This is a genomic window from Saccharothrix sp. AJ9571 (genome assembly GCF_021725495.1).
Classification (GTDB): Bacteria; Actinomycetota; Actinomycetes; order Mycobacteriales; family Pseudonocardiaceae; genus Amycolatopsis; species Amycolatopsis magusensis.
In genome coordinates this window covers 2,046,797-2,069,139 of the sequence record NZ_CP091382.1, presented here as the reverse complement: position 1 = coordinate 2,069,139, position 22,343 = coordinate 2,046,797, and the positions used below count along the sequence as shown (strand labels likewise).

Sequence of the window (22,343 nt, the reverse complement as noted above, 5' to 3'; positions counted from 1 at the left end):
TACTCTGGTAACGGGTTATCGTGGATCTTGATGCGTACCGTCAATCCCGAGCAGCACGCCCGCAAGCGGGCCCGGATCCTGGAAGCCGCGGCCTTCGAGTTCGCCGCGGGCGGGGTCGACGGCACCTCGACAGCGGACATCTGCCGCCGCGCGGGCATCGGCTCTGGCACGCTGTTCCACTACTTCCCGACCAAGCGGGACGTGTTCCACGCCCTCTTCGCCGACGACCTGGCGCGCAACGCGGAGGTCTGCGCGCAGGCGCTCACGGCCCAGGACCCGGCCGAGGGCGTACGCCAGGTGGTCGAGCACCTGATGGCGGACCTGGCCAATCCGCTGGTACCCGGCCTGATGGCGGCGGTGTTGCTCCAGGTCAACCGGGACCCGGAGTTCGCCGAGCTGATGGCAGGGGACGAGCAGCGCACGCGGGCCACCCTCACCGAACTGCTGGGGCGGATGGACCCCGCGCGCCTGGCGTTCCCGCCGGAGCGGGTGGCCGCCTGGATCCACCGCGTCGCCGACGCCACCTTCTTCGCCGCCGCCGAAGACACCTTCGACCCGGCCGCCGAACTCGCCGAATTCCGGCGCCTGGTCACCTGGCTCACCGGCGGCTGAGCCACGGCCGGGCGACCCCCGTTGAAATAGAGAGTACTCTCCAAAACAGGAGGTGCTCCCCATGGTGGTACTGCCCCCGGGCCAGTGGCCCGCAGAACGGCGCCGGTTCGGGTTGCCGGAGTTCGCCCGCGTGCGGCCGGAGGTGCCCGTGCGGCCGGTGGTGTCGGTGACCGGGGTGGTCCGGCGGCCGGTGCAGCTCGACGCCGGCGAACTGCTCGGCGCCGTCCGTCAGGTCCAGACCAGTGATCTGCACTGTGTGACCACTTGGAGCGCGCTACGCCTTCAGTGGGGTGGAGTGCCGTTCCGCCAGGTGCACGAACTGCTGGTCCGCCGGGTGCGCCCGCACCCGGACTGCCGCTGGGTGACTTTCGCCGGGCTGGACGGATTCCGCGCTTGCCTCGCGCTGGCGGACGCGCTGGCCGACGACGTGCTGCTCGCGGATTCCCTTGGCGGGCAACCGCTGGACGAGGACGCCGGCGCACCTTTGCGCCTGGTCGCGCCCGCGCACTACGGCTACAAGAGCGTGCGTCACATCTGCGCCATCGAGTACCGGACCAAGTACGACAAGGGATCCGCGGGCTGGAAGGCGCACCGGCGCGGGCGGGTCGCGCTGGAGGAGCGCAGTGCCTGGCTGCCGGGCCGGGTGTGGCGCCCGCTCTGGCGCCGATTCGACGGTGTGGGTAATTCTGCCGTCCTGGAAGTGGACGCCGCTTGACCTCAGCGAGCGCGATCGTACGATACGAACGAAAACCGATCACCAAGTCGGCCTTCCTCGTGAGGATGAATTAGTGCGGCATCCTTAAGCAGTCCTACCAGCGCTTTTACCGTTGATCTTGCTCGTTACACACCGACCGGGTGAACGAGAATTCGATGATGTTGACCCACTGTTGACTTACTCGTCAGTAACGGGGCTTCCCCTGCTCCGGACGGCTTGGGGGAAACCCCGAAATGGCGGATTGGCCGCCGGCCCCTCGGCGTGCGGAAATATTGCGGCATCCCAAAACGCCACTCGGCGCAGGGAATCTCCCCTTGAGAAAGGTTTTTGCTGGATGGACCTCCGGTACGAAGCATTCTGCTTCGCGGATCCGCTGTTCTTCGACGAACAGCGCGACGCCGGCCAGGCGAAGGACGATTTCGCCGCCGTGCTGCCGTCGCCGGATTCCGGCTGGCGGTCCGGTGAGCGCGGGATCTGGCGCTCGCTCTCCCCGGCAGACGCTGTTTTGCCTGCTCAGGGCTGGAAGATCCATGTTTCGGCCGGGATGGCCAACGCCGAGCGCGTGCTGCTCGCGGTCGCCACCTACTGCTTCGAGCACCGCATCGCTTTCAAGCACCTGCGGTCCAGATCCATCCTGCTGGCGCGGAATTCGAAATACGCGCCCCGGGACGGAAGCGGAAAACTGCTGACAGTTTATCCGCCGGACGAAGACGCGCTTCGCGAGGTGCTGGCCGACCTTTCCACCGAGCTGAAGGGCGAGCCGGGACCCTACATTCTCAGCGACCTGCGTTACGGCGACGGGCCACTTTACGCCCGTTACGGTGGATTCGCCGAACAGTGGGTCGAGGCCGACGGCACCCGCGTGCTGGCCATCCGCCGTCCGGACGGCACCCTGGTGCCCGACAAGCGCGCTCCGAGCTTTTACGTGCCCGACTGGGTGGAGCTGCCGGAATGCCTGGCGCCGCACCTGGCGGCCCGCAAGAGCGGTGATCCCGCGCAGTTCCCGTACCAGGTGAGCAAATCGCTGCACTTCTCCAACGGCGGCGGGGTCTACCTGGCCAAGCGCCTTTCCGACGACCGCGAACTGGTGCTCAAGGAAGCCCGGCCGCACGCCGGCCTCGACCGCGACCTGGTGGACGCGGTGACCCGGCTCGAGCGCGAGCACCGGATCCTCGAGCGGCTCGCGGGCATCCCCGGCATCCCGGAGGTCTACGACCGGTTCCAGGTCTGGGAGCACCACTTCCTCGCGATGCAGTTCGTGCCGGGCAAGCCGGTCGGCGCGTGGCTCGCCCGCAACTACCCGCTGACCCGGCGGGACGCCACCGAGCAGGACGTCGCGGAGTACACCGAGCGGGCGCTCGCCCTGATCGGCCGCGTGGAACGCCTGGTCGCCGCCGTGCACGAACGCGGGGTCGTCTTCGGTGACCTGCACGCGCTGAACATCCTGGTCGACGAGCAGGACGAGGTCTCGCTGATCGACTTCGAGCTGGCCGCCGGAGTCGAGGAGGGCACCAAGCCGGCGCTGGGTGCCCCCGGGTTCCGGGCGCAGGGCGACCGGGCCGGCTTCGAGATCGACGAGTACGCGCTGGCCGCGCTGCGGCTGTGGCTCTTCCTGCCGCTCAACACGATCCTCGAGATGGCCCCGCCGAAGCTCGGCCCGCTGGTGGACTTCATCGGACGCCGCTTCCCGCTGCCCGATGGCTTCGGGGAGCGCATCCTCGAAGTGCTCTCCCCACGGGAAGAGGCCGAGAAGCGCTCGGCGGTCACCCAGCTCGACGAGCCGAACCCGGACTGGGCGGTGGTGCGCAAGTCGATCGCGACCGCGATCCTCGCCAGCGCCACCCCGGATCGGCACGACCGGCTCTTCCCCGGTGACATCCAGCAGTTCGAGGTCGGCGGGCTCGGCTTCGGCTACGGCGCGGCCGGTGTGCTGCACGCGCTGGAGGCCGCCGGCGAGGGCCGCTACCCCGAGCACGAGAAGTGGCTGCTCGACGGGCTGGACCGGACCCCGCCCAGCCGCCCCGGGTTCTACGACGGCACGCACGGCATCGCCTACGTGCTGGAGAACTTCGGCTACCAGGACCGGGCGGGCGAGCTGATCGAGGCGTCCCGGCCGCTGGTCGAGCTGACCACCGACCACAACCTCGAAGGCGGGCTGGCCGGCATCGGCCTGAACTACCTCCACTTCGCGGGATCCCGGGACGACAAGGATTTCCGCGAGCACGCCGTCACGATCGGCGAGAGGCTCGGCGAGGCGCTGGCGAACGACGGCGGCCCGGCGAACTTCGCCAGAGCAGGGCTGCTCAGCGGCTGGTCCGGACCGGGCCTGCTGTTCGTGCGGTTGTTCGAGGCCACCGGCGACCGGTCGTGGCTGGACCTGGCGGCGCAGGCGGTCGAGCGCGACCTCGACGAGTGCGTGCCCGCCGACGACGGTTCACTGCAGGTGCGTGACGGTGAGTCCCGCACGCTGCCGTACCTGGGCATGGGCAGCGCCGGGGTGGCGCTGGTGGCGGAGGAACTCGCCGCGCACCGCCCGGACGCGCCGTGCCTGGAGAAGCTGCCCCGGCTGCTCGACGCCTGCCGCGGCGAGTTCGTCATCCACCCCGGCCTCATGCTCGGCCGGGCCGGCCTCCTGGTCACCCTGGCCGCGGAGGCCAGGCGCACCGGAGATCCGGTCGCCAAGGCGGCGGTGGAACTGCACCTTTCGCGATTCGCCTGGTACGCGCTGCCGTACCAGGAAGGGATCGCCTTCCCCGGCAACCAGCTCCTGCGGTTGTCGATGGATCTCTACACCGGCGGTGCCGGGGTGCTCCTCGCCCTGGCCGCCACCCTCGACGGGCACGGCGCCGTGGTGCCGTTCCTGTCCCCTGGACCCCGGTCGATTACGGCCGGTGGATGAACACCCGACGAAAGGAACTCCTCATGGAGCTCGTTCTGAACCTGCAGGCCATGGAAGACCACGAAGCCCCCGCCCTGACCGGTGGCGGCGGTGGCGGCGGCGGCTCGAACCTGAGCCTGCTGGCCTCCTGCAACAACAGCACCATCTCGCTGCTGACCTGCCACTGAGTCAGGTAGCTAGCGCACCGACCCCCACCCGGGTCGAGAAGTGAGACGCGGGAGCGGCACAGGCCAAGTGCGCCGCTCCCGCGTTCGCTTCATTTAACCGCGTCCGGGCAGGCCGGCATAGTTCGTTCGGAAGGTGGGACCCGATGGTGGGAGCGGGTGACCGGCTGCTGGCCGCGGTGGCCGGGCAGGACCGCACCCGGCTCGCGCTGATCCTGCTGACCGCACTCGCCGCCACCACCGCGGGTCTGCTGCTGCCCGGCGCGCTCGCCGCCGCGGTGGACGCCGCCATCTCCGGTCAGCGCAGCTGGCCCCAGGTGCTGACGCTGCTCGCGCTCGGCGCCATCGACATCACCGCCGACGTGCTCGGCGGACTGCTCACCGTGGCCGTCACCAGCACGGCGAGCGCGGCCCTGCGCCGACGGCTCACCCGGCACCTGCTCGGCCTCGGCACCCGGTCCCGGTTCGCCGAGGGCGACGCGATCAGCCGGCTCACCGGCGACTGCGTGAGCGCCGGTTCGGTCGCCTCGATCCTCGTGCAGCTGGGTTCGGCGGCCTGCCTCTCGGTCGGCGCCATCGTGCTGCTGGCCCTGCTCGACTGGCGGCTGGCCGTGGTGTTCTTCGGCAGCGTGCCGATCGCGCTCTGGCTGGCCCGGTCCCACCTCAAGCACACCGCCGACGACGTGCTGACCTACCAGCGGGTGTCCGGCGAGATCTCCGCGCGCCTGCTCGACGCCGTGCGCGGCCTGCGCACCATCGCCGCCTCCGGTACCGCCGACCGGGAAACCCACCGCGTGCTGCGGCCGCTGCCGGAACTCGGCAAGGCGGGCTCGGGCATGTGGCAGACCCAGGCGCGGATGATCTGGCGTGCCGCGCTGCTGCTGCCCGCGGTCGAGGTCGCGGTCCTGATCGCCGCCGGGTTCGGCGTGCTGCACGGCCGCCTGAGCGTCGGCGACGTGCTCGCCGCACTCGGTTACGTCGCGCTGGGCATGGGGCTGGTCGGCCAGATCCCGTTGCTGACCACGCTCGCCAGGGCGCGTTCCTGCGCCCAGCGGATCAGCGAGGTCCTCGACTCACCGCTGCCACCCCGTGGCCGCGTCGACGCGCAACCCGGTCCCGGTGCGGTGGAACTGCGCCACGTCACCGTTCCCGGCGCGCTGACCGAGGTCGACCTGAGCATCCCCGGCGGCACTTTCCTCGCGGTGGTGGGGAAATCCGGCTCCGGGAAGTCCGCGCTGGTGAGCGTGCTCGGCGGGCTGATCCGGCCGGAGGAGGGGCGCGTCCTGCTCGACGGCGTGTCCACCGGCCGCCTGCGGCCCGAGGTGCTCCGGTACTACGTGGCCTACGCGTTCGAGCGGCCCGCGCTGCTCGGCGACAGCGTGGCCGAAGCGATTTCGTACGGCACCCGGGCCGGTGAGGTCGCCGTCCGCAACGCCTGCCAGGCCGCGCAGGTGCACGATCTGGTGGTTCGCCTGCCCGACGGGTACCACACGCCGCTGTCGGAAACCCCGTTGTCCGGCGGGGAAGCGCAGCGGCTGGGCCTGGCGCGCGCGATCGTGCGCAACCCGCGGGTGCTGGTGCTGGACGACGCGACGGCCAGCCTCGACACGGTCACCGAAGTCCGGGTCGACGAAGCGATCGAAAACGCGCTGCCCGGCCGGACGCGGGTGGTCGTCACTCACCGCGCCGGAACAGCGGCGCGGGCGGATCTGGTGGCCTGGCTGGAAAACGGCCGCCTGCGCGGGCTCGGTACCCACGACGCCCTGTGGCGAGAACCCGGGTACCGCGCGGTTTTCACCGAGGACGACGAATGACAATCTCCAAGCTTTACTGGACTTCGCTCGGCAAGCGGTGGCAGGGCGGGCTGATCCTGTTCGGCTGCTCGATCCTGGAATCCGTGCCCGCGTTCCTGTCCGGGCGCCTGGTCGCCCTGTCGGTGGACCGCGGGTTCGCCGCGGGCGCGCCGACGACGGGTGTGTGGTGGCTGCTGGTCTTCGCGGGGGTCGCGGTGGCCGGTGCGCTCGGGTCACGCCTGGTCTGGCGCCAGCTCGGCACGGTGATCGAGCCGATCCGCGACGCGCTGGTGACCGCCGTGGTCAGCGGGGTCCTGCGCAACGGCGCCACCAGCCGGAACGCCCCCGACGCGAGCGGGGTCGCGCGGATCACCCAGCACGTGGAGGTCATCCGTGACGCCACCGCCGGGTTGCTGGTGCAGGCCCGCGGGATGCTGGTGACCACGGTAGCCGCGCTGGCGGGGTTGTTCACCGTGGCGGGCGGATTGGCCTGGCTGGTGGCTATTCCGGTGTTCAGCGCGCTCGTGTTGTTCGCCTGCCTGCTGCCCGCGCTCGCCTCGCGCCAGCGCGCGGTGGCCGTCGCGGACGAACGCACCGCCGAGGTCGCCGGTGGGGTGCTCGTCGGCATGCGGGACGTGGTCGCCTGCGGTGCCGAGCGGACCGCGGGGATGGCCGTGTTCGACGTCATCGACGACCAGGCACGCGCGGCGGTGCGCATGGCCAAGGCGACCGCGATGCGCACGCTGGTCATCGCGATCGGCGGCTTCTGCCCGCTGGTGCTGGTGCTGGTGTACGCGCCGGGCATGGTCGCCGCCGGGGAACTGACCGCCGGTGCCGCACTCGGTTCGCTGGTCTACCTCGCCACCACCATGCAGCCCGCGTTGCAGGGACTGGCTTCCACCGCGAGCACGGTGGTGCTGCGCCTGCTGGTCGCCCTGCGCCGACTGTCCGATGTGGCCACCGAACCGTCGTCGTCCGGCGGGGAGGAGGAACCCGCGTCGGCGGTGGTTTCCGTGCGTGGCCTGACTTTCGGCTGGGGCGAGCACGCGGAACCGGTGGTGCGCGGGCTGGATCTTGACCTGTCTCCGGGAGATCACCTCGCGGTAGTCGGCCCGAGCGGGATCGGCAAGTCGACCCTGGCCGGACTGCTCACCGGGCAACTGGAACCGCAGGACGGGCTGGTGCGCCTCGGCGGGGTGCCGGTGCGTTCGGCGCGGCCGGAATCGGTGCACCGGATGGTCGCGCTGATCCCGCAGGAGGCCTACGTTTTCGCCGGAACAGTGCGGGAAAACCTGGCGCTGCTGACCCCGGACGCGACCGACGAGCACCTGCACGAGGCCGCCCGCGCGGTCGGCGCCGCTGCCCTGATCGACCGCCTCGGCGGGCTGGACGGCGAACTCGGCCACGCCGCCGAAGGGCTGTCCGCCGGGCAGGCCCAGTTGCTGGGGCTCGCCAGGGTTTACGCGAGCCAGGCCGAGGTGATCATCCTGGACGAGGCGACCTCGCACCTGGATCCGGGCGCCGAGGCGCACGCGGAACGCGCGTTCGCCGCCAGAGGCAGGGTGCTCGTGGTGATCGCGCACCGGCTGAGTTCGGCGCTGCGGGCGGGCCGGTTGCTGGTGATGGACGGCGACCACACGCTGCTCGGCACGCACGAAGGACTGCTGGCCGAGTCTGCCAGGTACGCCGAGATGATGCGTGCGTGGACCGGCACCCCGGTACGGGTCCGGGCCTCGTAACCTACGCACCGTGACAGCGGAAACGGATGGGAACCCCTTCGACGGCGGTGTCACGTGGGACCGCCGTGGCGAACACTGGGTCGGGGTGTTCCACCCGGGGTACCTGAGCCTGTTCCGCGAGCACGTCGCCACCCTGCGCGGGATCATCCGGCGCCGCCTCGACCAGCACGCGGCCGGCGAACCGGAGCGCGAACCGGATCCGCGCGTCGCCGCGATCCTGCGCCTGCGCGGCGGAGCCGGTTTGTCCGAACTGGAAATCCTTTTCCCCGTGGTGAACCGCCTCGCCGAGGTGGAGGCCGAGGTGCCCGAGAGCGGCGGGGTGGTGGAACTGCGTGGCTGGGAGGACCGCTACCGCTGGGGCTCGGCCGCGCTGGACGTCTGCATCGCGATCACCGAGTGGGTGCAGCGGTGGACGTGCGGCGAGGAGGTCGACGGGGTGCACTGCCCCGACCCGGCCGCGCTGGTGCTGTGGAGCCGCCAGTGCGAATGGCTCAACGAGCACATCGTGGTGCCGCTGCGGCCGCCGGTAGCCCCCGCGCCGGAGCCCTGACCCAGCGGCCCCCTGAATGCTATGAGTGGGGCATTACTTGCATTGAACGCTAGTAATGCCCCACTCATAGCATTCGACGTGGGGCGGGGCCGGGGGTCGCGGCTCTTGTTACTCGTCAGTAAGCCTGGCACAATTTTCCTGATCGAGCACCGGCGATTACCGGTACGATAACCCGGCTCGGGCGGACCGAAGGGTGGCACGCCGCATGGGGTTGACCGTTGCGCGCACCGTGGTGCGTCTCCTGGCCGAGGCCGGGGTGCGGCGCGCGTACGCGATCCCCGGCGAGTCCGTGGTCGACCTGCTCGACGCGCTGCAGGTGGAGCCGAGGCTCACGCTGATCTCCGCGCGGCACGAGGCGGGCGCCGCCTTCATGGCCGACGCCGACGGCAAGCTCTGCGGCACGCCCGCGGTCGCCGTGGCGGGCAGCGGGCCGGGCGCGGCGAGCATGGCGGCCGCCGTGCACACCGCCTACCAGGACGAAACCCCGCTGATCGTGCTGCTCGGCCAGGTGCCGTCCGGCGATCTCGGCGAGGAGACCTTCCAGGAGGTCGACCTGGTCCGGATGTACTCGCCGCTGGCGAAGTGGACCGCGCAGGCGACCACCGCGGACGAGGTGCCCGGCCTGCTGGCCGAGGCGCTGCACGCGGTGAACAACGGCCGCCAGGGGCCCGCGGTGCTCTCGGTGCCCGCCGACTTCTGGGCCCGGCCGTTCGAGAGCGTGGTGCAGCGGCCCGCCGAGGTGGCCATCCCGCCGGGCTCGCTGGAACGGCTCGCCGCTGAGGTCGCGCGGCTGGTCGACGACGCGCGGTACCCGGTGGTCATCGCCGGTGGCGGGGTGCGGCTGGCCCGCAAGCAGCTGATCGACGCGGTGGACCACCTCGGGCTGGCCGTCTACACGGCCTACCGCAGGCAGGACGCCTTCCCGGAGAACCACCCGAACTACGTCGGCCACCTCGGGCACGGCATCCCCGAGGAGCAGTTGCGTGCGCTGGAGCAGGCGGACCTGGTGCTCGCGCTGGGCACCCGGCTGGACGAGGTGACCACGCAGAAGTACCGGTACCCGGCCTACACGCAGCCGCTGGTGATGGTCGGCGGCGGCCGTCCCGGCCCGCGCCGGCGCGGGCTGACCTTCCACGTCGACACCGACGTGGCCCGCTTCCTCAGCGAACTCCGGCAGGCCGCCGCGCCGCGCAAGCGCAACTGGACGGTGGCCAACCAGGCGGTCAAGGAGTTCATGCGCCCGCCGCAGCGCGGTACCTCCGGCCCGGTGCACCCGGCGGACGTGGTGCGCGCGCTGCGCCAGCTGGCCCCCGAGGACACCGTGGTGACCAGTGACGCGGGTAACTTCGCCGCGTTCGTGCACCGGTACTGGTGCTTCACCCAGCCGCGGACGCAGCTCGGCCCGTGCAACGGCGCGATGGGCTACGCGGTGCCCGCCGCGGTGGCCGCGAAGCTGGCCGAACCGCACCGGACCGTGGTCGCCATGGTCGGCGACGGCGGCGCGCTGATGACCGGGCAGGAGATCGAGACCGCGGTCCGGCACCGGGCCCCGGTGATCGTGGTGGTCTTCCAGAACGGGCTGTACGGCGCGATCGCCGCCCACCAGGCGCGGCTGCACGGCCGGCTGTCATCGGTGGCTGTCGGGACGGTGGATTTCGCTTCCTGGGCGAGGGGGCTCGGCGCGGCCGGGTACACCGTGAACGACCAGGAGGAGCTGGAACCGGCACTGGCCAGCGCGCTGATGCGGCAGCGGCCCTGCGTGGTCGACGTGCGCACCGATCCCGACGTGCTCTCGCCGGACCAGCGGCTGAGCACCATGCTCCGCTCCCGGCTGGAAAGCTGAGGGTTCTCCCGGTCTCGTAGACCGGATTTTGTCGGTGACTCGTGGCAGAATCGGCGCCACACGGACTCCAGCGGCACGGGGTCCGCGAGAGAGGGTGGCGAACATGGGGAACGAAGCAGCGGGGCACTCGGCCTCGGGCGTGGCGCCGGTGACCTTCAGCAACACCGAGGCACCGGAGCAGATCAGGTCGACGCCCAGCGCGGCCGACCGGGACGCGGTGACCAGGTCCCCGTTCTCGGCCGAGGCGGCGGCAGCGGGCCGCGCGGCGGACTGAGTTCGTGGTGGTGATGGGTTGGACAGGTCACCCGGACGGGCCGATCACTGGCGGACGGACCCGGTTGTGTGCTTTACTTCCAGTGGTCTCAAGCTTTTGTGTTCGTGCTGGGTGTTGACACCCGTTCTTCTCAGCCACGCTCGCAAGACTTAGCGGGCGTAGTGCGTTCCCCTCTTCGGGGAGGCAAACCGATCCGTTTCGACCCGAGGTGCCGACCTGGCCTCTCGTTTGTTTTTACGCATGGAGATTGTTTTATATGACTCAGGGCACCGTGAAGTGGTTCAACTCCGAGAAGGGGTTCGGCTTCATCACTCCCGACAACGGCGGCGGCGACGTCTTCGTTCACTACTCGGAGATCCAGGGCAACGGCTTCCGCACGTTGGAGGAGAACGCTCGCGTCGAGTTCGAGATCGGCCAGGGCCAGAAGGGCCCGCAGGCGACCTCGGTCAACCTCATCTGATTTGAGGCCTCAGCTCTTCGACGAAGGGGCTGTCACCGGTTCACCGGTGGCGGCCCCTTCGCCGTTTCTCCACCTGCTTCTCCACCCGTGGACGGGTCACCGGGCGCCGCTGCCGTCCTAGGCTGACCGGGTGCGGAACTCCGGCGGCATCGCCCCGTCCTGGGTGGTGATCCAGGGCCTCGGCACGGTCCTGATCGGCTTCTTCCTGCTCGTCGCGGACGATCGGGAGCCGTGGATCTGGGCAGGCTACGCGGTCTCGGCCGCGGCCTGGCTCGGCTTCGTGGCCGTGCTCGGCAGGCGACCCCGGCTCGCCGTGCCGATGCTCGGCGTCTCCACCGTCGCGGCCGCCGCGCTGGCCGGTCCGGCCGCGGGTATGACTGCGACGATCATCACCTCGATCACCATCGGCCGCTTCGCCGGGCTCACCACGGCGAGTGGCAGGCTGATCACCGCGGTGGTCGGCCTGGACCTGGTGCTGGTGTGCGGCGGCTGCCTCCTCTGGGACCGGTCCGCGTGGGACACCGGCGGCGCCACCGCCGCGGTGCTGGTCTCCGCCCTCTGCGGGCTGAACCGCCGCCAGACCGATCTCCGGGTCGTGCAGACCGAGCAGCTGCTCGAGCAGACCCGCCGCGCCCACGCCGAGCACGCCAGGGCCGCGGCACTCGACGAACGCACCCGTATCGCGCGTGAGGTCCACGACGTCCTCGCGCATTCCCTCGGCGCGCTGGGGGTCCAGCTCGAACTGGCGGAAGCGCTGCTGGCCGAGCGCGACGACCGCGAGGCCGCGCTGGTCACGATCCGCCGGTCGCGGCGGCTCGCGGTGGACGGCCTCGGTGAAGCCCGAGAGGCTGTCGCTGCGCTGCGGCAGGACCTGCCGTCGCTGCCGGAAGCGGTGCGCAGGCTGGTCGAAGTGCACCGGCGTGATCGCGGTCCGATCGAGCTGGAGCTGTGCGGGGAGGTGGTCGCCGTGCCGTCCGTGGCCACCGTGGCGCTGACCGCGGTCGCCCGCGAAGCGCTGACGAACGCCGCCAAGCACGCGCCCGGGGTACCGGTCGGTGTGGTGCTGAGCGCTGGTGAGAAGTGCGTGCGCCTGGAGGTGTCGAACCACGTGCCGCACGCGCCCGCCCGACCCGGCGGCTTCGGGCTGACCGGCATGCGGGAGCGCCTGGAGCTGGCCGGTGGCACCCTGAACGCGGGACCGGACGGGGGAGATCGATGGCTGGTGACGGCGGAGCTCCGGCGGTGAACCCGATGATCAGGGTGATCGTGGCGGACGACCAGCAGGCCGTGCGCGAAGGCCTGACCGCGTTGCTCGGCATGGCCGCGGACGTGGTGGTCACCGGCAGCGCGGCGAACGGCCGCCAGGTGCTCGACCTGCTCGCCGCCGGGACCGAGGCCGACGTGGTGCTGATGGACCTGCGGATGCCGGTGCTCGACGGGGTCGAGGCCACCGCCCGGGTCACCGCCGAGCACCCCGGCACCGCCGTGGTCGTGCTCACCACCTATGCCGACGACGACTCGATCGCGGGCGCGCTGCGTGCCGGTGCCCGCGGTTACCTGACCAAGGACGCGGGCCGCGCGGAGATCGCTTCGGCGTTGCGCTGCGCGGTCACCGGGCAGTCGGCCTTCGACCCAGCGGTAACCCGGAAACTCGTCGAGGCCTTCGACGCCGGCTCGCCCACCTCCCGCGTACCACCCGATCGGCTCACCGCCCGTGAGGCCGAAGTGCTGGGCCTGATCGGTGGCGGGCTGACCAACGCCGAGATCGCGGCGAAGCTGTTCATCGGGGAAACCACGGTGAAAACGCACATCAACAACGCCTTCGCGAAGATCGGGGTCCGCAATCGCGCGGAGGCGGTGCGCTATGCCTATCGCCACGGCCTGGGGTGATTTCGATTCGGCTCGGGCCCCGCAGGTCGGTGGTCCCCGCCGCGTCATCTCCTATACGTTCATGCCCGGGAACGCAGGAGGGTGGAATCTTCGATGACCAGCACCGTGACCCGGCCGGGGCAGCAACCCGGCGCCGGGCCGCAGCGCGGACCGGGTGGCGAACCGCCGCCACCGACGACCACGGACGAGACGCGCACCGGGCTGGCCGGCCTGTTCGCCCTCCCGGGCCTGGCGGTGCGCGCGGTGGTCCGGTCGGCCGCCGCCACCCCGGGCAGGCTGTCCGTGATCGCGGTCGGCCTGGTGCTGCTCGCGCTGATCACCGGCATCGTCGGCGCGATCTCGGTGCAGGGCAAGAAGGACACCATCAACGAGCTGATCGACCACCGGGAACCCCTCGCCGTGGCGGCGCAGCAGGTCTACCGCTCGCTTTCGGACGCCGACGCGACCGCGGCGAGCGCGTTCCTGGCCACCGGCACCGAGCCGCCCGCGCTGCGCTCGCGGTACGAGCTGGACGTGGCGCAGGCCGGATCCGCGCTGGCGAAGGCGGCGTCGGACTCCGGCGGTGTGCCCGAGGCCGCCGCCCAGGTCGACGTGATCAACCAGCAGTTCCCCATCTACACCGGGCTGATCGAGACGGCCCGCGCGAACAACCGCCAGGGCTTCCCGGCCGGTGCCTCCTACCTGCGTGAGGCGTCCGAGCTGATGCGGACGAAGATCCTGCCCGCCGCGGCCGACCTCTACCGCATCGACACCGAGCGGCTGATGGCCGAGCAGGACGACGCCACCGACGTGCCGTGGGTGGCCGGGGTGCTCGTGCTCGCGCTGCTCGGCTCGCTGATCGCCACGCAGGTCTACCTCAAGCGCCGCACGAACCGCGTGCTCAACGTCGGCCTGCTGGTCGCCACCGGCGCGGTGGTGCTCGCGCTGCTCTGGAGCGCGGTGGCGCTGGTGGTGCAGGGCATCGCGGTCGGCGGCGGCAGCGAGTCCGGCACCCGCCAGGTGGACCTCGCGGTGCAGGCGCGGATCGCCGCGCAGCAGGCCCGCGCCGACGAGACGCTGACGCTGGTCGCCCGCGGTGACGGGAAGAAGTACGAAGAGGAGTTCAACCAGCTGGCCGGGAAGATGGTCGGCCAGGACGGCAAGGGCGGGCTGCTCGGCGACCTGCGCTCGCTGGCCGCCGACGGCGGGAACACCGAGCAGATCGACCGCGCGATCAACGAGGCCGGTGTCTGGCTGGAGGCCCACCGCCGGGTCCGGGAGAACGACGACAGCGGCAAGTACGCCGAAGCCGTCAGCCTGGCCATCGACGAGCGCGTCAACGGCGGTTCGACCGGCGCCTTCCTGCGGCTGGACGAGAGCCTGGTGGCGGTGATCAGGGACGGCAGGCAGGAGTTCGTCGACGAGACCTCGGACGCGGACGCCGCGCTGACCCTGCTGGCGCCCGGCGTCGCGGTGCTCGCGGTGATCGCCGCGGCCGGTGCGACGATGGGGATCCGCGAAAGGCTGATGGAGTACCGATGACACGCACGAGGACCCGCCTGGCACTGGCCCTGGTGACCACGGCCGCGCTGGTCGCCGGCTGCGGGGGAGCCGGCACGCCGGTGGAGCCCGCGCCGATCGCGTCGGTCGAGCGGCCGCGCCCGGCGAACGTGGTCGAAGGCGCCGAACCGCCCGCCGACCCGAAGGGCGAGGACTGCAACGCCACCGCCAGCCTGCGCCCGGAAGGGCTCGGCATGCCGCCGGGCTCGACCATGGACAAGATCAAGGAACGCGGGCAGCTGATCGTCGGCGTCGACCAGACCACCTACCTGTTCGGCTTCCGCAATCCGACCAGCGGCGCGCTCGAAGGCTTCGACATCGACATCGCCAACGAGGTGGCGAAGGCGATCTTCGGCAACGCGTGGCGCTCGCACATCCAGTACCGGGCGATCTCCTCGGCGCAGCGCGTGGACCTGCTCAAGGAAGGCACCGTGGACATCGTGGTGCGGACCTTCAGCATCACCTGCGCGCGGCTCAAGGACGTCGGCTTCTCCACCGTCTACTACACCGCCGGGCAGCGGCTGCTCGCGCCGAAGAACGCCAACGTGCGCAGCATGGCGGACCTCGCGGGCAAGCGGGTGTGCGCGACCAGCACCTCGACCTCGTCCAAGCAGATCGCCGCGGACCCGGCCAACCCGGTGCTGGTGACCGTGGAGAACTGGTCGGACTGCGTGGTGCTGCTCCAGCAGAACCAGGTCGACGCGATCTCCACCGATGACACCATCCTGGCGGGCATGGCCGAGCAGGACCCGACCACCGAGGTGGTGGGCGAGCCGTTCACCGTGGAGTCCTACGGCATCGGCGTGCCGAAGCAGAACACGGACATGATCAAGTTCGTGAACGCGGTGCTGGACACCGTGCGGGCCGGGCCGTGGCAGGACAGCTACAACCGCTGGCTGTCGGAAAGCCTGGGCGCGGCGACCCCGCCGCAGCCGAACTACCGCTGACCGGCCCGCTCGCATCGGCGCTGTGAGCCACTCGGCGGCGTGGTGACCATCTAGGATCGGGCGGGGAAATCCGCGGTCGCTTGGAGGTACGCAGTGTCGGAGGAGCCACGCCGGCCGAGGCACGCCGCACCGGACGAGCCCGGTGACGGCTGGACCGAGCCACCCGCGGACGAACCCGGCACCGGCTGGCGCCTCTCCCCGGACGTACTGGGCGGTGTCGAAGAGCCCGAGCGAACCGTGCACCGCCCGGCGCCGGACCACCCCACCTTGCAGGGCATGCGCGCGGTTGCCCGCCCACCCCAACCCGGCCAGTCACCCTCGGGTTCGGGCTCGGGTTCGGGCTCGGGCTCGCCGAGTCAGCCGCTCGCCGCGCAGCCGGGCCAGTCATCCACGGGCCCTTCGAGTCAGCCGTTCTCGGCCCAGTCTGGCCAGGCGCCCACGGGCCCGCCTTTCGCCGCGCAGTCTGGCCAGGCGCCCTCCGGTTCGCCGAGCCAGCCTTTCGCCGCGCAGCCGGGTCAGTCGCCCTCGGGCTCATCAAGCCAGCCGTTCCCGACCCAGTCAGGCCAGGCGCCCTCCGGTTCGCCGAGCCAGTCCTTCTCCGCGCAGCCGGGTCAGTCGCCCTCGGGCTCCTCAAGCCAGCCGTTCCCGGCGCAGTCTGGTCAGGCGCCCTCGGGTCCTTCGAGCCAGCCTTTTGCCGCGCAGCAGGGCCAGTCGCCTTCGGGCTCGTCGAGCCAGTCCTTCTCCGCGCAGTCGGGTCAGTCGCCCTCGGGCTCGTCGAGCCAGCCGTTCCCGGCGCAGTCAGGGCAGGCGCCCTCGGGTCCTTCGAGTCAGCCATTCGCTGCCCCTTCGGGCCAGGCGCCGACGGGCCCGCCGAGCCAGCCATTTCCGGCCCAGGCAGGGCAGTCGCCGAGTCAGCAGTTCGGTGCCCAACCGGGCCAATCGCCCACCGGCCCTTCCAGCCAGCCGTTCGCGGCTCAGCCCGGCCAGTCCACCGGCCCGGCCAGCCAGCCGTTCCCCGCGCAGGGGCCATCGAGCCAGCCGATCCCGGCGCAGGGCCAGCAGCCCGGCCGGTCGCCGCAAGCTCCGCCGAACCAACCGTTCCCCGCGCAGGGCCCGCCCAGTCAGCCGTTCCCCGGGCAGCCGGGCCAGGCGTCGCAGCGGGGGCCGCAGGCGGGTGCCACGCAGTGGAACCAAGGCCAGCCGTCCCAGGGGAGTCGTCCCGGGCAGGCGCCGCGTCGTCAGTTGCCGCTGCCCTCCGACGATCCCCAGCCGACCAGCGTGCTCGCGTCCCCGGCGCCCGCGACCCAGAGCATCACCCCGCCCCCGCCGATGCCGGAGACCAGCGCCCCGGTCCTCCCCGATCCCGGCACCGAGAGCGTGCTCCCGCCGAGCAGCAGCGACGGCATGCCCGGCACCGGAACCGGCACCGGCTCGGGGACGGGCACCGGCCCCCACACTGGCTCCGGCGCCTTCCCCGGCACCTCCCGCCGCACCGGCTCGCGCACCTCTCGTCGCGGCAGGCTCGGCGCCGGGCTGGTCGACGTGCCCCAGGTGCCCTACCGCGACCCCGCCTCCGCCGTGCTCACCGATCCGATGGTCTCGGAGGAAAAGCGCTTCTGCGGCAACTGCGCCGCCAAGGTCGGCCGCGGCAAGGACGGCAAGCCCGGCTCGCCGGAAGGCGTGTGCGCCAAGTGCGGCAACACCTTCTCCTTCAAACCGAAGCTGCGCCCGCACGAGATCGTCGGCGGGCAGTACGAGGTGCTCGGCGCGCTGGCCTACGGCGGACTCGGCTGGATCTACCTCGCCCAGGACCACAACGTCAGCGACCGCTGGGTCGTCCTCAAAGGACTGATCGACACCGGCGACGCCACCGCGATGGCCGCCGCGGTCAACGAAACCCGGTTCCTGGCCGAGGTCGAGCACCCGAACATCGTCAAGATCTACAACTTCGTGCAGCACCCGGACCCGGTCACCGGCAACTCCGTCGGCTACATCGTGATGGAGTACATCGGCGGGCAGTCGCTGCGCCAGCTCGCGCTCGCCCACCACCGCACCGCGGGCCGCGCCGAGCCGCTGCCGATCGGCCAGGTGATCGCCTACGGCCTGGAGATCCTGCCCGCGCTGGGCTACCTGCACAGCCAGAGCCTGCTCTACTGCGACCTCAAGCCGGACAACGTGATCCAGACCCACGAGCAGCTCAAGCTGATCGACATGGGCGCGGTCCGCCGGATGGACGACTACGAGAGCCCGCTGTTCTTCACCACCGGCTACAGCGCGCCGGAACTGGCCACGCACGGCGCCTCCGTCGCCTCGGACCTCTACACCGTCGGTCGCACGCTGGCCGTGCTGAGCTTCGAATTCACCGGCTACACCAACAAGTACAAGGCCTCGCTGCCGCCGGTCGACCAGGTGCCGCTGTTCGCGCTCTTCGGTTCGTACCACCGGTTCCTGAAGCGTTCCACGCACACCGACCCGGAACGCCGCTTCCTCTCCGCCGAGGAGATGGGCGACCAGCTCACCGGTGTGCTGCGCGAAATCATGGCGATGGGCACCGGGAAACCGCGACCCGGCGCGTCCACCGTGTTCGGCCCGGAGACCCGCTCGTTCGGCGTGGACATGGACGTGCCCGAGGCGGGACAGCCGGTGCCGCTGCCCTCCCCGGAGGACGTGGTCGGCGGGCTGCCGGTGCCGCAGGTCGACACCGACGACCCGGCCGCCGGCGTGCTGGCCACCACCGCGGCGGCCGATCCGCGCGAGGCGATCGAGGCACTGGTGAACGCGCCGCACAACTCCATCGAGGTCCGCCTGCGCATCGTGCGCGCCCGGATCGAGCTGGGCGAGCTGGCCGAGGCGAACCGCCAGCTGCAGGCGGCGCAATACCTCGCGGTGAAGAACGGGTTCCCGCACGACTGGCGGATCGACTGGTACCGCGGGCTGATCGAGCTGGCCGGTGGCCGCCCGCGTGTGGCGCAGGTGGCGTTCGACGCCGTCTACGACGAGCTGCCCGGCGAGATCGCGCCCAAGCTCGCGCTGGCGATCAGCGCCGAGGCCAACGGCGACCACTTCGGCGCGTCGCGGTTCTACGAGCTGGTGTGGAAGACCGACCACAGTTACGTCAGCGCCGCCTTCGGCCTGGCGCGGGTGTATCTGGCGCAGGGCGCGCGCGCCGGGGCGATCGAGGTGCTGGAGACGGTCTCGTCCTCGTCCTCGCACTACATCGCCGCGCAGGTGGCCGCGATCAAGATCAAGACCCGGCCGAACCGCGAGTCCGGCGTGGCCTCGGACCGCGACCTGCTCGACGCCGGTGCCCGCCTGGAACGCCTGTCGCTGGACGCCGAACGCCGCACCCGGCTCTCGGCCGAGGTGCTGGAGGCGGCGTACGGCTTCGTGCGCGCGGGCGCCGCGAAGCCCGACACGCACCGCGGGCTGAAGGTGCTGGGCTGCGAACTGGGCTCCGAACGGGAACTCCGGTTTGGCCTGGAACGCTGCTACCGCACACTGGCCCGGCTGGTCGGCACCGCGGACCAGCGCATCGCACTGGTGGACAAGGCGAACGCGATTCGCCCGCGGACGTTGACCTGAGGACTGGTGGCCCGGTTTCGTTGCCGGGTCCCGTTTTTCGACGGTTGTCAGTGTCACGAATGTGGCTTTGGGGGCCGATTCCGCCCCCAAAGCCACATTCGTGACACTGCCTTAGGGGGCTCGTAGCTCCACGATGGTGATGTCCGGCGGCGCCCCTACCCGGACCGGCGGTCCCCAGAAGCCGGCGCCCCGCGTCACGTACAACTGCGTGGCGCCGTGCTGCGAGAGTCCGGCGACCGCGCCCTGTTGCAGGCTCACCAGCAGCTCGAACGGGGTGATCTGCCCGCCGTGCGTGTGTCCGGAGAGCTGTAGGTCCACGTCGTGGTCCACGGCGTCCTGCACGTCCACCGGCTGGTGCGCCAGGAGAACCACGGCCCGCGACGGATCCCGTCCCTGCATGGCTTTGCCGACGTCGGCGTTGTCCTGCCACTGGTACGCCGTCGCGTCGTTGACCCCGGCGAGGTCGAAGGTGCCGCCGTTGTGCGTGATGGCCACGCGCTCGTTGCGCAGCGGCCGGATGCCGAGCGTGGGCACGTGGTCGACCCATTCGGTGTAGCCCGAGTAGTACTCGTGGTTGCCGGTCACGAAGAAGGTGCCGTGTGTGCTTCGCAGCTCCCGCAACGGTTCCGCGGCTTCGGCCAGGTGCGCCACGGTGCCGTCGACCAGGTCGCCGACGATGGCCACCGCGTCCGGGCGCTGTTCGTTGACCAGGTCCACCACGCGCTGGGTGAACGACCGGCCGAGCAGCGGGCCCAGGTGCACGTCGCTGATCAAGGCGATCCGGAAGCCCGACGCCCGCGGGTCCAGCCGCCGCAGGGTGATCGGCACGCGGGTCACGCTCGGCCCGCCCATGGCCACCGTGGTGCCGTATCCGACGATCCCCGCCGCGGCCACCCCGGCGACCACCGCGGTCCCGCGCGCCAGGAACACCCGGCGGCTCACCCCGGCGATCGGTTCCTCGGACCTGGCCCACTTCCGCAGGAACAGGCGCGGGACCTCCAGCACCAGCGTGGCCAGCATCAAATAGTAGAACAGCGCCAGCCACAGGTACCCCGGCCAGGCGAACCACTGCGCCACCGCGGGATCGCTGCGCGTGCCGAAGATGAACGCGGCGATCATGAACGCCACGAGCAGGATCAGCGCCACCGCCGCCACCCGGCGCACGAGCCCGGGTGAGGTGGTGTCGCGAACCAGCCGTTTCCAGATGTAGAGGTGCAGGAGCGCGAGGCCCCCGCCGACGACGATGAGGAACATCAGGGGTTGATGTCCCAGTCCCGCTCCACCGCTCGCCCGCCGGCCTTCAGCCGCTCGACCGATTCCGGTCCGGCGTGCTTCGCGAAGTGCTCGAAGCCCACCTGGACGAACAGCCCACGCGCCCGCAGCGCCACCGGGCCGTCCTCGGCGTCGAGACGGCCGTCCGCGCTGACGTAGATCTTCCGTCCCGCGACGCCGTCGAGCTTGGCGCAGATGAACAGCGTCGAGCCGACCGGCACGGGCCGCACGAAGTCGGTCTCCAGCTTCCCGGTGACCGCGGGCCGCCGCAGCAGGTGCCCGACGGTGGCGCCGAGCGCCTCGTCGAAGGCGCAGGCCAGCAGGCCGCCGTGGGCCAGGCCGGGCGCGCCCTGGTGTGCTTCGGTGACCAGGAACTGCGAGTGGACCTTGCCGCCGTCACCGACGGTGGAGCGCAGCCGCAGCCCGGCGTCCTGCTGGTCACCGCAGCCGAAGCAGTGCTCGTAGTGCATGCCGAGCTTGGTGCCGGCCGGCGGTGCCTGCGGGTGCGGCACCGCGGGTTCGGTTTCCACCGGCGGCCACGGCTGGGCGGACTTCGTCATGCGTCCACGGTAATACGACTACGCGAAGTGGTTGAAAGCGCACTTAACTGACAGGAGCGGTCCGGTGCTCGCGCCCCCGGCGGGCGATGCGCGAGCTGACGATGCCGCGCAGCGAAACCCCGGCCGTCTCCGGCAGCAGCAGGATCGGGATCGCCGCGATCGCGGCCGCCGCCATCAGGTAGAACGCGGGCCACAGCGTGTTCCCGGTGGCGTCCACCAGCGAACCGACCACGAAGGGCGCGGTGCCGGCGAACAACGCGGTGGAGGTGTTGTAGCCGATGGAGAAGGCGCCGTAGCGGACCTGCGTCGGGAACATCGCCGGCAGCGTCGAGGCCACCACCGACAGGAACAGCACCAGGCACAGCCCGAACAGCGCCAGCCCGCTCCCGAGCATCAGCACGTTCACGCCGGTCTCGGTCTTGCTGTTCTCCATCAGGGTGAACATCGGGATCGGCAGCACCAGGAAGCCCGCGCAGCAGGTGATCAGGATGGGTTTGCGCCCGATCCGGTCGGACAACGCGCCCAGCGGCACGATCAGCACCAGCATGCCGAGGATCACCGACATCACGATCAGCAGCGGCGCGTGCCCTTCGAGCTCGAGCACGTCCTTCAGGTAGGTCTCGATGTAGCCGAACATCATCCAGTCGCCCACGTTGAGCAGGATGACCAGCCCGATCAGGTGCAGGATCGACCGCCAGTGCTTGCTGAACAGCTCCTTCAGCGGCGACTTCGAGACCTGCTTGGTCTTCTCGATCTCCTGGAACACCGGGGTGTCCTCGAGCTTGTTCCGCAGGTAGAGCCCGACCAGGCCGAGCGGACCGGCGAGCAGGAACGGGATGCGCCAGCCCCAGTCGGCCATCGCCTCGTTGCCGAGCAGCACGGTCGCCAGCGTCACCGTGCCCGCGCCGAGGAAGAACCCGACCAGCGTGCCGAACTCCAGCCAGCTGCCGAGGAAGCCGCGTTTGCGGTCCGGCGCGTACTCGGCGATGAAGGTCGCCGCGCCGCCGTACTCACCGCCCGCGGAGAAGCCCTGCAGGGACCGCAGCAGGATCACCAGCACCGCCGCGGCGGGCCCGATCGTCTCCCAGGAGGGCAGCAGCCCGATCACGAAGGTGGAGCCCGACATCAGGATGACCGTCAGCGCGAGAACCTTCTGCCTGCCCAGCTTGTCGCCGAGCGGACCGAGGACGAAACTGCCGAGCGGCCGGATGACGAAGGTCACCGCGAGCAGGGCGAACGTGGCGAGCGCGCCTTCGGAGGTGCTGCTCGCGTTGAAGAAGACCTGGCCGAGGATCGCCGGCATGAAGCCGAAGACCCCGAAGTCGTACCACTCGATGCAGTTGCCCATCGCCGAACCGGCGACGGCCTTGCGGATCTGCTTCGGATCCGCCTCCTTCGGCGCCGCGTCCGTGGCGCCGGCCGCCTGATCGGTCATTCCCGACCTCCCAACCCCTCGTCGCCCCAGGAATGATCATCCGACCCTAGAACGGGAGTGGGAAACTTT

Annotated in this window: 19 protein-coding genes; 15 read left to right on the top strand and 4 right to left on the bottom strand. The window is 71.1% G+C overall.

The window, feature by feature from the left end; genetic code table 11:
* Positions 1-30: 30 nt before the first annotated feature.
* The 14 genes from L3Q67_RS08890 (at position 31) to L3Q67_RS08825 (ending at position 15,425) form a co-directional block, all read left to right on the top strand.
* Positions 31-612 (top strand): TetR/AcrR family transcriptional regulator, encoded by a 582-nt coding sequence (locus tag L3Q67_RS08890; RefSeq protein ID WP_499189062.1) that lies wholly within the window; start codon positions 31-33, stop codon positions 610-612.
* A 61-nt stretch (positions 613-673) separates the two neighbouring features.
* Positions 674-1,327: a molybdopterin-binding protein gene (locus L3Q67_RS08885; protein ID WP_499189061.1), complete on the top strand. Its 654-nt coding sequence runs from the start codon at positions 674-676 to the stop codon at positions 1,325-1,327.
* Positions 1,328-1,661: 334 nt separating this feature from the next.
* Entirely contained in the window at positions 1,662-4,226 is a 2,565-nt protein-coding gene (lanKC, locus tag L3Q67_RS08880; protein WP_499189060.1) for a class III lanthionine synthetase LanKC, read from the top strand.
* Between the two features lie 23 nt (positions 4,227-4,249).
* A complete protein-coding gene (locus L3Q67_RS08875) occupies positions 4,250-4,393 on the top strand; it encodes a SapB/AmfS family lanthipeptide (protein WP_395894532.1) in 144 nt (47 codons plus the stop codon).
* A gap of 143 nt (positions 4,394-4,536) precedes the next feature.
* Positions 4,537-6,204, top strand: a complete 1,668-nt coding sequence (locus tag L3Q67_RS08870; protein ID WP_499189059.1) for an ABC transporter ATP-binding protein — start codon at positions 4,537-4,539, stop codon at positions 6,202-6,204.
* A complete protein-coding gene (locus L3Q67_RS08865; protein ID WP_499189058.1) occupies positions 6,201-7,922 on the top strand; it encodes an ABC transporter ATP-binding protein in 1,722 nt (573 codons plus the stop codon). Before L3Q67_RS08870 ends, L3Q67_RS08865 begins: the two co-directional genes overlap by 4 nt.
* Before the next feature lie 10 nt (positions 7,923-7,932).
* Positions 7,933-8,472, top strand: a complete 540-nt coding sequence (locus L3Q67_RS08860; protein WP_499189057.1) for a hypothetical protein — start codon at positions 7,933-7,935, stop codon at positions 8,470-8,472.
* 232 nt (positions 8,473-8,704) lie between these two features.
* Positions 8,705-10,315 carry an acetolactate synthase large subunit family protein gene (locus L3Q67_RS08855; RefSeq protein ID WP_499191467.1) on the top strand — a complete coding sequence of 537 codons (1,611 nt, stop codon included), beginning with the start codon at positions 8,705-8,707 and terminating at the stop codon, positions 10,313-10,315.
* A gap of 103 nt (positions 10,316-10,418) precedes the next feature.
* Positions 10,419-10,589 carry a hypothetical protein gene (locus L3Q67_RS08850; RefSeq protein ID WP_499189056.1) on the top strand — a complete coding sequence of 57 codons (171 nt, stop codon included), beginning with the start codon at positions 10,419-10,421 and terminating at the stop codon, positions 10,587-10,589.
* A 256-nt stretch (positions 10,590-10,845) separates the two neighbouring features.
* The gene (locus L3Q67_RS08845; protein WP_153036265.1) at positions 10,846-11,049 is read left to right on the top strand and encodes a cold-shock protein; all 204 of its coding nucleotides are present in this window, start codon (positions 10,846-10,848) and stop codon (positions 11,047-11,049) included.
* A 130-nt stretch (positions 11,050-11,179) separates the two neighbouring features.
* Positions 11,180-12,295, top strand: a complete 1,116-nt coding sequence (locus tag L3Q67_RS08840; protein WP_499189055.1) for a sensor histidine kinase — start codon at positions 11,180-11,182, stop codon at positions 12,293-12,295.
* A gap of 5 nt (positions 12,296-12,300) precedes the next feature.
* On the top strand, positions 12,301-12,939 hold the full coding sequence (locus L3Q67_RS08835) for a transcriptional regulator (protein ID WP_499189054.1): 639 nt from the start codon (positions 12,301-12,303) through the stop codon (positions 12,937-12,939).
* 93 nt (positions 12,940-13,032) lie between these two features.
* On the top strand, positions 13,033-14,460 hold the full coding sequence (locus tag L3Q67_RS08830; protein ID WP_499189053.1) for a GlnX family signal transduction membrane protein: 1,428 nt from the start codon (positions 13,033-13,035) through the stop codon (positions 14,458-14,460).
* Entirely contained in the window at positions 14,457-15,425 is a 969-nt protein-coding gene (locus tag L3Q67_RS08825; protein WP_499189052.1) for a glutamate ABC transporter substrate-binding protein, read from the top strand. Before L3Q67_RS08830 ends, L3Q67_RS08825 begins: the two co-directional genes overlap by 4 nt.
* Positions 15,426-16,663: 1,238 nt before the next feature.
* Here the strand turns inward: L3Q67_RS08825 and L3Q67_RS08820 are convergent.
* The gene (locus tag L3Q67_RS08820; RefSeq protein WP_499189051.1) at positions 16,664-16,831 is read right to left on the bottom strand and encodes a hypothetical protein; all 168 of its coding nucleotides are present in this window, start codon (positions 16,829-16,831) and stop codon (positions 16,664-16,666) included.
* Between L3Q67_RS08820 and L3Q67_RS08815 the strand changes: the two genes are divergently transcribed.
* Positions 16,830-19,007 carry a serine/threonine-protein kinase gene (locus L3Q67_RS08815; protein ID WP_499189050.1) on the top strand — a complete coding sequence of 726 codons (2,178 nt, stop codon included), beginning with the start codon at positions 16,830-16,832 and terminating at the stop codon, positions 19,005-19,007. The two genes, L3Q67_RS08820 and L3Q67_RS08815, sit on opposite strands and share 2 nt — an antisense overlap.
* 111 nt (positions 19,008-19,118) lie before the next feature.
* Here L3Q67_RS08815 and L3Q67_RS08810 read toward each other — a convergent pair whose 3' ends face one another.
* The 3 genes from L3Q67_RS08810 to L3Q67_RS08800 are packed head-to-tail and all read right to left on the bottom strand — an operon-like array spanning position 19,119 to position 22,274.
* The gene (locus L3Q67_RS08810; RefSeq protein ID WP_499189049.1) at positions 19,119-20,261 is read right to left on the bottom strand and encodes a metallophosphoesterase; all 1,143 of its coding nucleotides are present in this window, start codon (positions 20,259-20,261) and stop codon (positions 19,119-19,121) included.
* Entirely contained in the window at positions 20,261-20,839 is a 579-nt protein-coding gene (locus L3Q67_RS08805) for a PaaI family thioesterase (protein WP_499189048.1), read from the bottom strand. Before L3Q67_RS08805 ends, L3Q67_RS08810 begins: the two co-directional genes overlap by 1 nt.
* 43 nt (positions 20,840-20,882) lie before the next feature.
* Positions 20,883-22,274, bottom strand: coding sequence for an MFS transporter (locus L3Q67_RS08800; RefSeq protein WP_499189047.1), 1,392 nt, complete (start codon positions 22,272-22,274; stop codon positions 20,883-20,885).
* Positions 22,275-22,343 lie beyond the last annotated feature (69 nt).